Origin of the sequence: Erwinia mallotivora (genome assembly GCF_000590885.1) — a bacterium.
In the GTDB taxonomy this organism is placed as follows: Bacteria; Pseudomonadota; Gammaproteobacteria; order Enterobacterales; family Enterobacteriaceae; genus Erwinia; species Erwinia mallotivora.
On sequence record NZ_JFHN01000070.1, the window covers coordinates 19,108 to 34,866 of the forward strand.

17 protein-coding genes are annotated in these 15,759 nt (G+C 53.2%); 11 read left to right on the top strand and 6 right to left on the bottom strand.

Annotated elements, in window-relative coordinates; genetic code table 11:
- The first annotated feature begins 26 nt into the window (after nt 1-26).
- From BG55_RS18585 to surE, 6 genes are all read left to right on the top strand, one after another.
- Complete coding sequence (locus tag BG55_RS18585; RefSeq protein WP_052018956.1) at nt 27-1,556, top strand: FGGY-family carbohydrate kinase; 1,530 nt, start codon at nt 27-29, stop codon at nt 1,554-1,556.
- Between the two features lie 3 nt (nt 1,557-1,559).
- Nucleotides 1,560-2,594, top strand: a complete 1,035-nt coding sequence (locus BG55_RS18590) for a zinc-binding dehydrogenase (RefSeq protein WP_034940721.1) — start codon at nt 1,560-1,562, stop codon at nt 2,592-2,594.
- Between the two features lie 155 nt (nt 2,595-2,749).
- A complete protein-coding gene (locus tag BG55_RS18595; protein ID WP_034940724.1) occupies nt 2,750-3,493 on the top strand; it encodes a GntR family transcriptional regulator in 744 nt (247 codons plus the stop codon).
- 5 nt (nt 3,494-3,498) lie between these two features.
- Nucleotides 3,499-4,338: a class II aldolase gene (locus tag BG55_RS18600; protein WP_034940727.1), complete on the top strand. Its 840-nt coding sequence runs from the start codon at nt 3,499-3,501 to the stop codon at nt 4,336-4,338.
- A gap of 33 nt (nt 4,339-4,371) precedes the next feature.
- Nucleotides 4,372-4,641, top strand: coding sequence for an HPr family phosphocarrier protein (locus BG55_RS18605; protein ID WP_034940730.1), 270 nt, complete (start codon nt 4,372-4,374; stop codon nt 4,639-4,641).
- Nucleotides 4,642-4,717: 76 nt separating this feature from the next.
- Nucleotides 4,718-5,497 carry a 5'/3'-nucleotidase SurE gene (surE, locus tag BG55_RS18610; protein ID WP_034940733.1) on the top strand — a complete coding sequence of 260 codons (780 nt, stop codon included), beginning with the start codon at nt 4,718-4,720 and terminating at the stop codon, nt 5,495-5,497.
- A gap of 44 nt (nt 5,498-5,541) precedes the next feature.
- Here surE and BG55_RS18615 read toward each other — a convergent pair whose 3' ends face one another.
- The 4 genes from BG55_RS18615 to BG55_RS18630 all read right to left on the bottom strand — a co-directional run bounded on the left by BG55_RS18615 (nt 5,542) and on the right by BG55_RS18630 (nt 8,688).
- On the bottom strand, nt 5,542-6,000 hold the full coding sequence (locus tag BG55_RS18615; protein ID WP_034940735.1) for a (R)-mandelonitrile lyase: 459 nt from the start codon (nt 5,998-6,000) through the stop codon (nt 5,542-5,544).
- Nucleotides 6,001-6,045: 45 nt separating this feature from the next.
- Nucleotides 6,046-6,453 (bottom strand): carboxymuconolactone decarboxylase family protein, encoded by a 408-nt coding sequence (locus BG55_RS18620; protein WP_034940738.1) that lies wholly within the window; start codon nt 6,451-6,453, stop codon nt 6,046-6,048.
- A gap of 92 nt (nt 6,454-6,545) precedes the next feature.
- Nucleotides 6,546-7,991 (bottom strand): heavy metal sensor histidine kinase, encoded by a 1,446-nt coding sequence (locus tag BG55_RS18625; RefSeq protein ID WP_052018957.1) that lies wholly within the window; start codon nt 7,989-7,991, stop codon nt 6,546-6,548.
- Entirely contained in the window at nt 7,978-8,688 is a 711-nt protein-coding gene (locus BG55_RS18630) for a heavy metal response regulator transcription factor (protein WP_034940740.1), read from the bottom strand. Before BG55_RS18630 ends, BG55_RS18625 begins: the two co-directional genes overlap by 14 nt.
- 275 nt (nt 8,689-8,963) lie before the next feature.
- Between BG55_RS18630 and BG55_RS18635 the strand changes: the two genes are divergently transcribed.
- A complete protein-coding gene (locus BG55_RS18635; RefSeq protein WP_034940743.1) occupies nt 8,964-10,019 on the top strand; it encodes an alpha/beta hydrolase in 1,056 nt (351 codons plus the stop codon).
- 13 nt (nt 10,020-10,032) lie between these two features.
- On the opposite strand, the gene BG55_RS18640 is transcribed toward BG55_RS18635, so the two are convergent.
- Complete coding sequence (locus BG55_RS18640; RefSeq protein WP_034940746.1) at nt 10,033-11,118, bottom strand: nickel/cobalt efflux protein RcnA; 1,086 nt, start codon at nt 11,116-11,118, stop codon at nt 10,033-10,035.
- A gap of 122 nt (nt 11,119-11,240) precedes the next feature.
- Between BG55_RS18640 and rcnR the strand changes: the two genes are divergently transcribed.
- Nucleotides 11,241-11,513, top strand: a complete 273-nt coding sequence (gene rcnR / locus BG55_RS18645; RefSeq protein WP_034940787.1) for a Ni(II)/Co(II)-binding transcriptional repressor RcnR — start codon at nt 11,241-11,243, stop codon at nt 11,511-11,513.
- Between the two features lie 82 nt (nt 11,514-11,595).
- On the opposite strand, the gene BG55_RS18650 is transcribed toward rcnR, so the two are convergent.
- Complete coding sequence (locus tag BG55_RS18650) at nt 11,596-12,006, bottom strand: hypothetical protein (RefSeq protein WP_235192798.1); 411 nt, start codon at nt 12,004-12,006, stop codon at nt 11,596-11,598.
- 293 nt (nt 12,007-12,299) lie between these two features.
- Between BG55_RS18650 and BG55_RS18655 the strand changes: the two genes are divergently transcribed.
- Genes BG55_RS18655 through BG55_RS21545 form a run of 3 tightly spaced genes read left to right on the top strand, consistent with a single transcriptional unit; the run spans nt 12,300 to nt 15,732 of the window.
- On the top strand, nt 12,300-13,727 hold the full coding sequence (locus BG55_RS18655) for a GNAT family N-acetyltransferase (RefSeq protein ID WP_034940749.1): 1,428 nt from the start codon (nt 12,300-12,302) through the stop codon (nt 13,725-13,727).
- Nucleotides 13,728-13,733: 6 nt separating this feature from the next.
- A complete protein-coding gene (locus tag BG55_RS18660) occupies nt 13,734-14,432 on the top strand; it encodes a TauD/TfdA family dioxygenase (RefSeq protein WP_084276377.1) in 699 nt (232 codons plus the stop codon).
- A gap of 4 nt (nt 14,433-14,436) precedes the next feature.
- Nucleotides 14,437-15,732: an ATP-grasp domain-containing protein gene (locus tag BG55_RS21545; RefSeq protein ID WP_052018958.1), complete on the top strand. Its 1,296-nt coding sequence runs from the start codon at nt 14,437-14,439 to the stop codon at nt 15,730-15,732.
- The last annotated feature ends 27 nt before the right edge of the window (nt 15,733-15,759 follow it).

Here is a 15,759-nt window from a genome sequence, read left to right on the forward strand (position 1 = left end):
TCACCCGCATCGCACCGGGTTTATTGATGAGTGAAATTTCCCTGATTAAGGGCAGAGATATGTACGCAATTGGTATTGATGTGGGCACCACCAACTGTAAGGTCTGTTTATATCGTATTGCCGATCTTCATCTGGTGAAAAAGCACAGTTTTATTACGCCCAAAAATATCACCGAATACGGCAGTGATTTTGATATGGCGACGCTGTGGCAGGGATTGATCGCCGGTCTGCATGACGTGGCACATGCCGTCAGCGATCCGCAGAATATTGTCTCGGTTTCGGTAGCCAGCGTCGGTGAGGCCGGGGTGCTGCTGGATGCCGCAGACAATATCATCGGGCCGGTGATGACCTGGTATGACACCCGTACCCAGCCGCAGCTGGCGCGTGTTGTCAGCCAGCTGGGTGACCGGCGTCTGTATGAAATTACCGGTATTCCTGCGCACAGTAATTACAGCCTCAACAAGATCCTCTGGCTGATGGAGCATAACAAAGCTCAGCAGCCTGCCAGCTGGCTCTGCATGGCGGAATATATTGCGTTTTGCCTGAGCGGCGAACGGCGTGCTGAATACTCGCTGGCTTCCCGCACGCTGGCTTTTGATATCGCCCGGGGCGACTGGTCGGCAGAGATTATTGCCGCGATGGGGTTGCCTGCCACGCTGTTCAGCCCGCTGACCGTCGCCGGTAAGCCAACCGGTGAGCTACTGGCAACGGTGAGTGAGGCAACGGGTATTCCTTGCAGCGCGAAGGTTTCCATTGCCGGTCACGATCATATGGTCGGTGCCGTGGCGGTCGGGGTGACCGAACCGACGCAAATCCTTAATTCCACCGGCACCACGGAAGGCCTGCTGGTGGTGGGTAATCAACCCTCGCTTACCGAAGGTTTTTTCCGCTCGCGGCTCTCTAATGGCCGCCATGTGTTGCCGGATGCCGCAACGCTGTATGCCTCTCTGCCGTCAGCGGGCTATGCCATTGAATGGTTCAGTAACCTTTTCGGCCTGACACGCGCTGATTTTACCAGCATGACGCAGTGGCTGATGAGCAAAGGTGCCGCTGAATCTCCCACCGACAGCTTTCTGATCCCGCATTTGCGCGGCAGCGGGCCACCCCAGCGATCCATCCATGCGAAGGGGCTGATTTACGGTCTGGCTGACCATACCGATGCGGAAGGGTTTTTAAAGGCGGTGTTTCACGGTCTTTGTTATGAACTCCGCCACCTGCTGGAAACCTGCGAGTCGCTGACGGGCAATCACTGGAAATCGGTGCTGGTGATCGGCGCAGCCTGCCAGAACCCTTACTGGCTGCAACTGAAAGCCACCATCCTCAGGCGGGAAATTGTCGCCTGTCAGATCCCGGAAGCGGTCAGTCGGGGCGCGGCGCTGCTGGGCGCACGCGGGGCGGGTTTCGAGCCGCACGTTGCCGCGCTCGCGGCGGATTCTCTGCAACGCTATCAGCCCGATGAGCCGTCCGCCGCCGCGTTTGATCGGGTTTACCGGCAGATCTACCAACCGCTGTTCGCCAGCAAAATTCACATTGAAAATCAGATCAACAGGACGTAAATCATGAAAGCCAGCGTTTATTACGGCAAAAACGATATTCGTTATCAGGAGATGCCCGTTCCGGATATTGAGGACGGCGATATTCTGGTCAGAATGAAAAGCTGTGGCCTGTGCGGCACGGACATCCATAAAGCCCGTCATCAGACGGTAACCGGTCCGGTGGTTCTCGGTCATGAGGTGGCGGCGGAGGTGGTAAAAGTCGGCGCGCGTGTCAGCCGTTTCCGGCCTGGTGACCGGGTGGTCACGGCCATTCACGTCCCCTGCTTCAGTTGCCACTACTGTCACCGTGAGCATTTCACGCTGTGCGAGCAATTTAAACCCACCCACATTGAGCCGGGCGGATTTGCCGAATATATCCGCCTGCCGGAACTGCACGTTAAGCATCTGACGCACCTCATCCCGGAAGGGGTTTCCTGGGATAACGCGGCGATGGTGGAACCCATTGGCTGCTGCCTGCACGGTCTGAAACAGGCGGCGATTACCCCCGGATGCAGCGTGCTGGTGATGGGGTCCGGCACCATCGGCCTGCTCAGCGCGCAGCTTGCGGCGATGATGGGTGCATCCACGGTGATGGTTTCTGACTTGTCCCCTTTCAAACTGGATCTGGCTCTGCGATTGGGTATCGATCATGCCATCAATCCGGCCAAAGAAAATCTGCCGGCGCGCATTGCTGAGATTACCGCCGGGCTGGGGGTGGATGTGGTGGTGATTGCGGCGGGCGTCGCGTCACTGTTGCCGCAGGCTATCGACCTGCTGCGGCGGGGAGGACGGGTGGTGGTGTTCTCGCCGTTTGATCAGGACAACCTGGTGACGATTGATGCGGCGCGTTTTTTTCGTGATGAAATTTCAATCGTTGGCACTTATTCACTGTCGTCCCGCGAAATGCAGGAAGCCGTCGAGATCATTCGCAACGATCGCATCCGCCTCGGGGAGATGATCACCCACAGCTGGCCGTTATCCCGGTTGCATGAGGCGATTGAATTCGCGGCCAATCCGCACAATGAGGTGCTGAAAGTGATTATGCAGATGGACGAGTAAGCAGGGGAGGCGCTCTCTGACAGGCTTTCAGCGGCTGCCGCTGGTGTGGTTCAGGTGAAGAGGATCGTTTATTGATGCAGGGAAATCAGGTTGTGTTCGGTTTATACTTGTGCATAGTCGTACATAGACGATCTTAATCACAGAGGAAACAGCGCATGAATACCGTTTTGAAAGATTCTGAAGTGCCACTTTATCTTCAGGTTGCCGAGTGGCTTCGTCAGAACGTTCATAAGGGGGATCTGACCAGCGGCGATCGGGTGCCGTCGGAAAATCAGATCATGGAAAAGCTGGGAGTCAGTCGGGGCACGGTGAAAAAAGCGGTGACCATGCTGGTCAATGAGGGATTGCTGGTGCAGGTCCAGGGCAAAGGCACCTTTGTTAAAAGCGTCAATATTTCTTATTCGCTGGGTGAGGGGCTGCTCTCTTTCGCTGAATCGCTGGAAAGTCAGCATCTGCGTTTCACCACCGAGGTGATCAGCTCGCGGGCGGAGGTCGCCAGCGAACTGGTTGCCGCCAAACTGGGCATCAAACCGGGTGATGCCATTCTCTACCTGGAGCGGGTGCGTAGCGTCGAAGGTGAGAAGGTGATGGTGATCGAAAACCGCATCAACGTGGCGCATTGTCCCGGCATTGAGGCGGTCGATTTTAACCACAACAATCTGTTCCCCACAATTGAAAGGCTGTCAGGGAAAAAGATCAGTTTTTCGCAAAGCCGCTATGCCGCAAAAATTATCGGCGCAGAGCGGGGACATCTGCTGGATGTCAGTGAGGATGCGCCGGTGCTCCATCTGGAACAGCTGGTGTTCTTTCAGCAGGATATGCCGGTGGAGTATGGCAATGTCTGGCTGAAATCCGACAAATATTATTTAGGTACGGTCCTTCAACGAAGAGAGAGGTAAAGGTTATGCCATTAGTGAACGGTCATATTCTGCTGAACGCGATTCAGCAAAAAGGGGTTCTGGCGGGCGCGTTTAACACCACTAATCTGGAAACCACGCTGTCGATTCTGAATGCGATTGAGCGTTCAGGCCTGCCCAATTTCATTCAGATTGCACCGACCAATGCCAGACTTTCTGGCTACGATTACATTTATGAAATGGTTAAAAAACGTGCCGCCAGCATGGATGTGCCCGTCAGTCTGCATCTCGATCACGGAAAAGAGCTGGACGATGTTAAACAGGCGGTGCGGGCCGGTTTCACCTCGGTGATGATCGACGGTGCCGAACTGCCTTTTGAAGAGAACATTGCTTTTACTCGTGCGGCGGTGGAGTTTTGCCAGTCGTTTGGCGTGCCGGTTGAGGCCGAACTGGGCGCGATCCTCGGTAAAGAAGACGACCACGTCAGCGAAGCAGACTGTAAAACCGATCCGTACCAGGTGCTGCGATTTGTGCAGGAAACCGGCTGTAGCATGCTGGCGGTATCGGTGGGCAATGTGCACGGGCTGGACGATATTCCCCGTATTGATATTCCCCTGTTACAGAAAATAGCGGCTGTTTGTCCGGTGCCGTTGGTTATTCATGGCGGTTCCGGTATTGATGAGGCAATTATTCGTAGCTTCGTAAAATATAATGTGGTGAAAGTGAATATTGCCAGCGATCTGCGAAAAGCCTTTATTACCTCGGTGGGTAAAGCCTGGACCGAAAATAATAACGAAGCTAATCTGGCAAGAGTCATGACCAGTGCAAAAATGGCGGTTGAAACCGATGTATTCAGTAAAATACAGATGATGAATCGCGCTTCCTGATATTAACGTCCGCAATAAAGCAGAATGTAAATTATGGTCAGAGAAAATATTCGTGTTGTTAACAGCACCGGTCTGCACGCGCGTCCTGCAGCCACCCTGATTAAAACGGTAAAGAAATATCAGTCGTCGGTTACCCTGATTAATAATGGCAAGGATACCCGGTTAAAAGGATTAATGAGCGTTTTAGGTGCGGGGGTAAAAGGCCATTCTGAGATTGAAATTATTTGTGAAGGCAGTGATGAACAGGAGGCGATGCAGGAAATTAAAGGATTATTTGCCAGCGGTTTTGGCGAAAAAGACTAACCATTAATCCCGAACAACCTGACTGAAATGAGATACGCTCTCAGGATGTGTCACGTCCTTAACAGGGGGAAACAGAATGTCGAAAACGTGGTTTAAACGGGTGCTGCTGGTGAATGATGATGGAATCAATGCGCCGGGCATTGCGCTGCTTGAGCGCGTGGCGCAGCAGATTGCTGATGAGGTATGGGTGGTGGCGCCCGCTACCGATAAGAGCGGTGTCTCCAACTCGGTCAGCCTGCGTGAGCCGCTGCGCCTTGAGCCGCGCGGCGATCGAAAGTTTGCCGTACATGGCACGCCTGCGGATTGTGTGGCGCTGGCCGTCAGGCATCTGATGAAGGACGCCCCGCCCGATCTGCTGCTGTCAGGGATTAACTGTGGTTCCAATATCGGATTCGAGACGGTGTTATCCGGCACGGTGGGGGCGGCAATCACCGGGGTGCTGCTGGGTATTCCGTCGGTGGCGCTCAGCCAGGATAAGCGGCAGGAAGATGCTGTTGACTGGCGCACGGCAGAAGCAGAGTGTCTGCCGGTTTTGCAGGCGCTTTTTCAGGCCGGACTGCCTGCCGGATGCTGTCTGAACGTCAATTTTCCCGCCAGCGGCAGGGCGCGAGGGATAAGAGTCACGCGTCAGGGGATGGGTAAAGTGAAAGGACTGGCGGTGACGCCAGTCGGGGATCCGCATGGCGATAACTACTACTGGCTGCGCGTCGAACACGGCCCGGGCGATTTGCCGGAAAACAGTGAGGTGGCCGCCGTAGCGGACGGTTATATCTCGGTAACACCGTTAACCTTCGAACGCACCGCCGTGGATGTCCAGGCAGAACTCTCTGCACGGCTTACCCGCGCGGATAGCTAACGCAGCGGATTTTTGGCTACGCAGGATGTTCAACGCCGTCACGCTCAGCGCGGATAGTCGCGGTCCGCGACTTTTTCCATCCAGGTGACGGTTTCTCCCTCCAGTTGCTCGCTGATGGCCAGGTGAGACATGCCCTGCTGCACCGATGCGCCATGCCAGTGTTTCACCTTCGGCGCGATCCACACCGTGTCGCCGGCGGCGATTTTCCGCGCGGGTTTTCCCCACTCCTGCACCCAGCCGCTGCCGGACGTGACCAGCAAGGTCTGTCCCAGCGGGTGAGTGTGCCAGGCGGTGCGAGCGGCAGGCGCGAAGGTCACCACGCCGCCACCAACCCGTGCCGGGGAAGGTCGTTGAAAGCGTGAACTCACGGTGACGTTGCCGCTGAAGTAGCGGGCATCGCCAGCAGTGACGGATTGCGTGGCGGCAGGTTGGACCTCCACCCCTTCAGCCATTGCCAGGCTGGTAAATAACAGTGTCGACAGCAGCATTTTGCGGTATTTCATCGGTTCCTCTCCTGTTGAACATGACGATAAAAGCGCGGTCAGTGGCTATTTGTCCTCTTTAAACACCTCTTTCGCCACCGCAATCGCGGTGACCGAATTCGGCCAGCCGGAATAAAACGCCAGATGGGTGATGGTCTCGGTGAGTTCCTGTTCCGTCAGGCCATTCTGGCGGGCCAGACGCAAATGCGAGCGCAACTGGTCGGGACGATTCATGGCAATCAGCGCGCTGACGGTTATCAGGCTGCGGTCACGCTTTGACAGCTCAGGTCGCTGCCAGATGTCGCCGTACAGCACGTCATCGGTCAGCTGCGCCATTTTTGGCGCGATGTCGCCCATCAGCTGTTGCGCCCGCGATGGCGTTGCGGCGGGCTTTGCCGTTTCTGCGTGGCTGGTCAGCACACTGCCAAAGCTTAACAGCGTGACCAGCAACAGACGGGGAGTAAGGATTTTCATGGCTGAGGTCCTTCTTTTGCACCAGACAGGGTTAAACATGGAGCTTACCTGATGATGCCTGTCGTTCCGCTGACGGCAGGCTGACCGAAATGTCAGCCTGTGATGCTCTGGCCGGTTTGCTGAATGTCCGGAGAGGTTGCAGGGTGCCGGGCAGGGCTGATACCCATCGCCAGCGTCAGGCCAAAGGTATTGATCCCCTCGCGGCTACTGGCGAAGACATCTCCCCGGTGCATCAGCGCGACGGCCCTGACAATGGAGAGCCCCAGCCCGTGATGGGTGTTGCTGTGGCTTCGTGAGGCGTCCGTGCGGTAAAAGCGTTCGAATAATCGTTGCAGATGATCGGCTGCGATCGGTTCACCGTGATTGGCAACGGCAACCCTCGCCATACCATTCTGCTGGCTCAGGGTGACGGTCACGGTACTGTGGTGAAATGCATATCGCGCGCTGTTTTCCAGTAAATTAGCCAGCGAGCGATGAAATAAGCGTTTGTCGATGCGCGCCGTCACATCGCCTTCAACCGCGATGGAAAGCTGACTGGCTGCGAAAGAGGGCTCAACATATTCTGCGGTTTTCAGCGTCTCCTCGCGCAGTGACACGGCGGCAAGCTGTGTGGCATGTTCGCCCGCCTGCGCATGAGAGAGAAAAAGCATGTCATTAACAATCGACGTCATTCTCTCAAGTTCTTCCAGATTGGATGCCAGCAGCTCTTGCAGTTCATCCTTATTCCGCTCACGCGACAGGCCCAGTTGCGTTTGTCCAATCAGATTGGTCAGCGGCGTTCTTAATTCATGTGCCACGTCGGCATTAAAACTTTCCAGCTGTCGCCAGGCGATCTCCTGCCGCTCCAGCACGCCGTTAAAAGCCATCGCCAGCGTCTGTAACTCCTGCGAAAGGGCGAGGGTTTCTAAGCGGTTGCCGTAATTTCCCGGGGCCAGATGATGCGCCTGTTTACTGAGATGACGCACGGGGCGCAGGCCAAATCGGGCAATGCCAAATCCCAGCAGTGCGACGGCAATCGCCCCCGTTACCGTGATCAACACCAGTGCGCGGCTGAACTCGTTCAGCGTGCCAATATAGGGCGTGGAGTCGATAGCCACCACGTAGCGTAGCGCCGGACGCTGTTCGGAGGCCGGGATATCCGTTGCCAGCAAATAGAGATAGCAGGCATCTTTGCCCGCCCCCGTCACTTTGCTGACGCCGCCCGGCAGTGTCTGCCAGCGCACGCCTGCCGGTGGCGGGCCACCCAGCTGGAACTGTTTTTCATTACTCAATACCCAGTAGTGCACGCGCCCGCTCTCCACGCCGGAAAGCCTGCTGAAGCGGGCTGAAAGCGCGTGCCATTGATCGTTACTGGTGGTTGCCGACATCCACTGTTCCATCAGCGAGTGACGAAACTGAAGCTCGTTATTCATCTGCTTACGCAGCGTCTCATGCAGGGATGATCGCAATAACAGCGCGGAAATCGTCCCGGTCACTATCACCGCGATGGCAAACATCACCGCCAGGCGGGCTGAAATTGAGCTTTTAGCGGCCATCATCGTCACTTGTTTGCGGGCTTTGCGGGCGCGTTTCGAGGACGTAGCCCATTCCCCGTACGGTATGCAGCAATTTATTGCTGAAAGGTGCATCCACTTTGGCTTTCAGCCGTTTAATGGCGACTTCCACCACATTGGCATCGCTGTCGAAATTCATATCCCATACCTGCTCGGCGATCATCATTTTCGACAGGATCTCTCCCTGATGCCTTGCCAACAGGCTTAACAGCGCAAACTCTTTCGCGGTCAGCTCCAGGCGCTGACCTGCACGGGTGACCCGACGGGCCAGCAGATCGATTTTCAGATCGTCTGTTTCCAGTTGGGTCGCGTCCGTGCCATCCTGGTTGCGCCGCCGCAGCAGTGCCTGAAGCCGGGCAATCAGTTCCGTCAGCGAGAAGGGCTTGGGCAGGTAATCATCTGCGCCAAGACGCAATCCTTTCACCCGTTCATCGACCGATCCCCTGGCGGATAACATCAGCACCGGGGTTTGCCGGGTCTTTCTCAGGCTGGCAATTACCGCGTAACCATCCATACCCGGTAGCATGACGTCCAGAATAATGGCGTCGAAGTCACACTCCAGCGCCAGATGCAGGCCATCAATACCGTTGGTTGCCAGGTTAACCGTAAATCCCTGTTCACTCAGCGCGCGATGAATATAAGAAGAGGTTTTATCTTCATCTTCCACCAACAATATCCGCATGATTGTTCCCTTATTTTGTTAACGCCGTGATTCGTCGATTTTAACGCGTAATCCGCAGCAAATGGCTGACATTTTGCTGACGGCCAGCTGACATTTTTGTCAGGTTTTTTGCTGTGCGAGCGGGCTGTCAGAAATGTTATCTGGCGGTCATCCTGCTGACAGCGTACCCGCCCTAAATTAATCCGCTCGTCTGCTGCAATTATCCGGCTGTGAAGGCTGGCAATAAATCCGGGCTGTTCAATAAAAGTCTCAATATTTCATTGAGGGAGCGGTGTATGAACATAAAGGTATTCCCAACAACGTTACTGAGCGCATTACTGTGTCTCTCTACAGGAGGAGCGATGGCTGCTGATTACAAACTGAATCCGTTTACCCTGACCTATGAAGGAGCAATAACGGAAAATGTACCGGGTAAGGTGAATATTCATCCGGTCACCTATCTGCTGCACGGGATTAAAATTGCCGCCAATGTTTATACTCCGGCAAATTACGACCCGGCAAAAAAATATCCTGCTGTAGCCATTGCGCATCCCAATGGCGGGGTGAAAGAGCAGACCGCCGGGTTATATGCACAGCGGCTGGCTGCCGCAGGATATATTACCATCGCGGCGGATGCCTCTTATCAGGGAGCCAGCGGCGGTGAGCCTCGCAACGTCGACAAGCCTGCTAACCGTATTGAGGATATTCACGGTATGGCGGATTACCTTGCACAGTATCCCGGCGTGGACAGCAGTCGTCTGGGGCTGTTGGGGATCTGCGGCGGCGGCGGCTATTCCCTGTTTGCGGCTGAAACCGATAAACGTTTTAAAGCCGTGGCAACCCTGAGCATGTTTAATTCAGGTCGGGTGCGGCGTAACGGGTTTGAGGACTCACAGATTGCTACTATTCAGCAGCGTCTGAAACAGGCTTCTGATGCCCGTGCTCAGGAAGCGGCGGGCGGTGAGGTGGCCTATATCGGTAATGTCCGCCTGACCGACCAGCAGATTGCTGCACTGCCGTTTGAAATGTATCGCGAAGGGTATGAGTATTACAGCAAGACCAACGCACATCCGGGTTCCGATCCCAAATATACCACCAGCAGTTTACTTGACCTGATGAGCTGGGATGCCACCACTAATCTGGAGTTGCTGAACCAGCCGCTGTTGATGATGGCCGGTTCAAAAGCAGACTCGCTGTATATGACCCAGGATGCGTTTAAAAAAGCGGTCAACGCCAAAGACAAAGAGCTGTTTCTGATCCCTGGCGCGACCCATATTCAGACTTACTGGAAACAGCCTTATGTCGATCAGGCTGTCGATAAACTGACGCAGTTTTACGGCAAAACCCTGTAATCCGGCGAAAAGCTCAGTGAGTCAAAGCCAGCCAGCCGTGGACGCCCATATACAGCCCCACGGCGGCAATCAGCAGACTGGAAAACAGCGGCGCTTTTCTGGCGATGGCATCGAAACCGCGCCAGTGAGCGACTCTGCGCACGCTGAGGGCGGCACCCACGCCGACGGCCACCAGCGTCAGGGCCAGACCGATGCTGAAACAGAACACCATTGTTGCACCTAACACCAGCGCTTTCAGCTGCAAACAAATCAACAGCACGGTAATGGCCGCAGGGCAGGGGATCAGCCCGCCGGTCAGGCCGAATAACAGGATTTGCACGTTCGACACCGCTCTACCATCAAAGCGCCGTTTAATCTCACTGGCATGGGCCAGCTGGTGGGCATCCTGGTACTCCTCTGCGGCTGCCGGACCGGAATTATGCGACTCACCAAATACCACATCGTAATCATGCACGTGACCGCGATGACCCAGTGAAAGCCGGGCATTAATGTTATGGGGTTCGGGAACCGGGTGTTCCGATTCCAGATAATCGCCGTGGTCGATAAAATTAAAAATCCGCGAAAAGGGGCCGCTTCCGCAGCGTGCCGTCAGTGATACCTCGCCAGCCTGCCAGCGATTACCGGATAACACCCGCAAATGCCAGCGTGCCTGCTGCGGCTGTCCGGCGATGGACAGCGCCACTCTGCCGTGACCGGTATTAATCAGCTTTTCGTCGGGCCGCAGCTGCACGGTTTCCAGCTTCGCTTTACGCGCGTTTTTCTCATCCTGCAAGGCCGTGCGGAACATCCATAGCGCAGTGCCAAGCACGATGACTGCGGAAATCAGCTGCAACCACGGCTCTGCGGATTCAGCGGTAAAGCGATTGCTGATATACATGCCGCCGAAAGCAATCAGCCAGACGATAGCGGTGTGGGAGAGCGTGGCGGCCAGCCCCAGCATCACCGCCTGACGTACGCTTCCTTTTATGGCGATGATAAATGCCGCCATCATGGTCTTGGAATGACCTGGCTCCAGCCCATGCAGGGCACCCAGCAGGATCGCTCCGGGAATGAAAAACCACGCATTACCCTGCTGGAGGAGGGTTGAAAAGTCGCTCACAGGAATAATTCTCAACAGCTACAGGAGCGAATGATAGTACTCCCCCCCAGTACAAAATACTACCCCCCAGTAGATGCGAGGGTTATAATCTCCCTCCGGAATCTATGGCAATGGGGTGGCAGATGTCGCATACCGTTCGTGATAAACAGAAGCTGAAAGCCCGTGCAAATAAGATTCAGGGACAGGTTTCTGCCCTGACAAAAATGCTGGATGAACCCCATGAATGTGCGGCGGTATTGCAACAGATTGCGGCGATTCGTGGTGCGGTGAATGGCCTGATGCGTGAGGTGATCAAAGGGCACCTGACCGAGCATATTGTTCACGAAGAGGAGAGGGAAAAGCGCGAGGCGGAGCTGGCGGTGATACTGAAGGTGCTGGACTCCTACATCAAATAGGCCCGACCACAGGACGCTGCTCAGCTGGCAAAAGATGTGGCACTGGCAGGCCCGGAGACAGAATGTTTCCGGGCTTTTTTATTCAGTTCATGGCGTAGCAGCGAGAGGTTGCCACGTTCTGATCGGACCCGCTGCCAGCGCCTTTCACCAGACAAATCACCGACTGCTTTTTGTGGTTAAGGATAACCACCGGGCCGTCGTTGCCGAGGGAGGCCGAGACAATCTTTGCCCCACCGTTGAGCAGTGTTTCCAGCGACTGATTCACCGCTTCCAGCTTTGTCGGGTATTCCAGGGCGTTTCCCGGCACTTTGGCACCACTTTCCGGCGGCCAGCCTGCCGCAGAGGCCAGCGCAGGTAGCAGTAACAGGCTACAGACAGTAACAATAAGGCTTTTTTTCATCATTTCTCTCTCAGTTTGACTGACGACAAACGGGGTGCCGCCCGAACGGTTGGCAGCATGCCCGGTTTTACCTGCGGGGTAAAGCCTGGGCATCCGTTATTCTGATACTCAATTGCGGCTTATGTAAAAGAGTCATACTTTTTCCCGATGACAAATTTCATCAGGCTGCGGAATACATTCCTTATTCTTATGTTTAATTTGGCTGCTGCTACCAGACTTTCCCTGAGTATTATCCTAAAAAAACAACAAAAAAAATAATAAAGCAAATAAATTTCATCAAGTTGCATATTATTGCCGTTGCGCTTTTTGCAGCGGAATATTATTTGACTTGAAAGGCATTTTGTTCACATTCAGGATGAAAGAATAAGAATTAAGAAAAACTGATAATGGAAACCAGTCCCATGTCCTGTAAGCGCTACCCGGTTACGGCTGATTCATTTCATGAAGAAAATATTATCATTTACCTGCCCGATCCTGAGGATAAGGCATGTCTGCACGATATCGCCACGCGCCTGGCGATTGAGAGTACGCTGGAAGCCGATATGTTAAGCCGTCCCATCAGTCACTTTGTCGGGTGTATTTTATCTGGCAGATTGCTGGTCGCTTATTCTGCTGACCGGCTGGTGGGGGCCGTCAGTTTAATCAGGCTGTCGGCAAATTATGCCGAGATAAGCAGTGCGTGGATTGACCGGGAATATCGCGGCAAGGGTATTTATTCCCGGCTGAAATCGACGATGTTAACCATGGCGAAACAGCTGGGTCTTCAGGTTGTTTCCTCAACAAAAATTAAAAAAGATCAGACGTCAAAGTCATTAAAGTCAGGCATTAAATTTAATATGCTGCCGGTTTCCTACAGCTATTTACGAGGCAGGGACAGCCAGGCCTTTGCAACATGCTGTCGATGCGGTGCAAATAAAAATGCACAGAGCTGTGCCGAGCGCGATGTAACCTGCCTGCTCAGTATTGAGGTAAATAATCCGGAAGAGATAATCAGTTCGTCCGTTTTTTACAAAAATAATCTGAGTCGTAATATTCATCTTAATGAAGTCATTAAATCTGAGATATTAACAAAAACCCGTAATTATACATCTGTTCTGACTGGAGGTAATATGTTTACAGATCACGGCTACAGCAAAAGTGAAATCGCTGGATTTAAAAATGAGCTGGCTGAAAAAGGCTATCTGTTTATTCAGGATCTGCCTGATGGATTTGACCACCTTTATTTTTCTCAGGAATTTGGCAAGCTGCTGCCACAGTATGATGGCAACCTTGTCTGGTCCATTCGGCCAAAGCCGGAGTTTGATAATCATTACCACTCCCTGAATACCAAAAAATTGAGCCCGCATACCGAATGCTATGAGTATCCCGGATTACCACCAAAATATTTATCATTGTGGTGTGTGACGCCGTCTGAATGTGGCGGCGGCCAGACCACCCTGCTGGACGTGCTCTCTTTCTTTGAGGAACTGTCAACAGAAGAGAAGAAAGTACTGACTGAGGAGCAGATTAACTTCGTTTCCAGCTCCGGTATTCAGTCCAGTGCGCTGGGTAAAAAAGCGTTGCATCCGATTGTCTCCGAGCAGAGCGAGGGCAAAAATCCGCTGATCAGATTCAGTCGTAACTGTGTGGAGAACTGTTCACCGGATGTAGAAAAGATTGGCGATAAGCTGGTGGCTAAATTTGAAAAAGAGCATCTGAGTATCGACTGGAAAAAGAATTCATTTCTCATCTGGGATAACCAGCGGCTGGTGCATTCGCGTACCGCATTTGAGGACAGAAATCGTGAGCTGAAGCGCGTCTGGTTGACTAATTAAGGACCCATAAACCATGCACTCCACGCAGAAAAGAAGGCATTGAAAAATGCCTTAATCAGTACAGGCTATGTTTATATTAATGACATCAGAACTGAGGATGAATTTTTATCTGTGGTGCAGGATGTGGGGAAAATTGTTCCTCAGTACGATAACCAGCTGGTCTGGAGTATCAAGGCTGAGAAACGATTCGAAAATACCTATCATTCAAAAAATAACAAAGAGCTGATGCCGCATACGGAGTGTTATGAATATAACTCTCTGCCGCCACGCTATTTAGCCTTGTGGTGTAAAGAGCCGGGTAATGAAGGTGAAGGTTTTACCTGGCTCAGTAATCTCATGCCATTTTTCGATATGATCCCTGCTGGCAAAAAGAAAGAGCTGGAGAATATTCCATTACGCTATTTTTCCACGGCGGGGCTACAGGAGGAGAATATTGGTAAAGAGGCCTGGCATCCTTTCCTCAGCTATGCGCCTGACGGCACGCCACTGGTCAGATTCTCTTATACCTGTATGGATTATTCGGCGTTAGCGGATTTTTCAGACCTGCGTGACGAGTTGATGACATTTATTAATGCGAACGCGATAAAAATTGCCTGGAAGAAAAATGCGTTGCTGATCTGGGATAATTTCAGACTGGTCCATTCACGTAGCGGATACAGTAATTATAATCGCGAACTTCGCCGGGTATGGCTGGTAGAGGACTGATAAAATGAAGAAAAATCTGCTGGTTTTATATGTACACAGTGCCAGTCGTTTATCGCATCTGCGGAAAATTAACAGCCTGAAAGATAAATATACTGTCACCATCTTATATGCAAAGGTTGAGGCGAAAAATTATATCGAAAGGTTTGCCCATCAGGCTTATTCCGTCACCATCGAAAACAGCGCGGAAAACCTCGATACCATTCTCAGCACCCTGGGGCCGACCTTTCAACCCGATGGTATTCTCAATGTTTCAGAACCTTTTTTGCCATTGCAGCAAAAGCTTTGTGCGCACTTTAATCTGCCCGGCCCCTCGCTGAAAGCGGTGGAAGTGGGGAGAAACAAATACAATATGCGCGCTTTCTCCAGAGAACTGGGGATCCCCGTACCCGATTTTGTTCAGGTGACCTCGGAGAATATCGCCGACGCTGCCCGACTGACCTTTCCGGTGATTGCCAAGCCGTTAATCGGTAGCGGATCATCGCTGGTCAGGCGATATGATGATTACCCATCGCTGGTCAGTGATTTTGCGCAACTCAGTGACGATGCCGTGTCGCTCTTTTCCAGAGATTCGCAGTTTAAAGAAACCTTCTCAGGGGAATATCCCTTCATTGTTGAGGAGATTATTGGCGGCGAGGTGCTTTTTGCTACCAGGCTGCCTTACCGGGTTGGCGAAATCAGCGTTGAAAGTGTTTATTTCAACGGCGAGGTTGAGGTGCTGGCTATTCATGATAAGCCGTTGCCGAATAATGGCCCGCACTTTGAAGAGGTCTGCTTCAGTACCCCCACGCGCATCCCGCAGGCGCTGCAACAGCAGGCGAAAGCGTATGTTTCGGCTATTCATCGGGCACTGGGCGCTGGCGCTTATGTGTTGCATACGGAATTCCGAACGCTGGCGAATGAAATCAAACTGATTGAATTTGGCGTCAGAATGGGCGGCTCCGCCATCTATAACTCTCTGCTTGCCTCAACCGGCATTGATTTTATTGAGGTGCAGATCGCTATCGCCATGCGCGAAGAGGTTAATATCCCGCGTAAAACAGCACGTCCTGTCATTACCTGCCTGGTGTTTCCGCAGAAGCAGGGCAGGATCACCGCGATCCATGGTGAAAACCTCTTTGTCAGCGATCCGCACTATGTGGAGCATCAGATCTATGACAATATTGGCGACATTGCATATCGCGCCCCTCTGGCAACCCGCAGCACACTCCACGTCCTTTTTCAGGCTGAGGATTTTGCTGTGCTTGAGGAGACGGTCAACCGGTTCAGCGCCTTAATCCGTATCGACACGGTTGAGAACTGAACCTGCGCCATCAGTATTCCCGGAGGC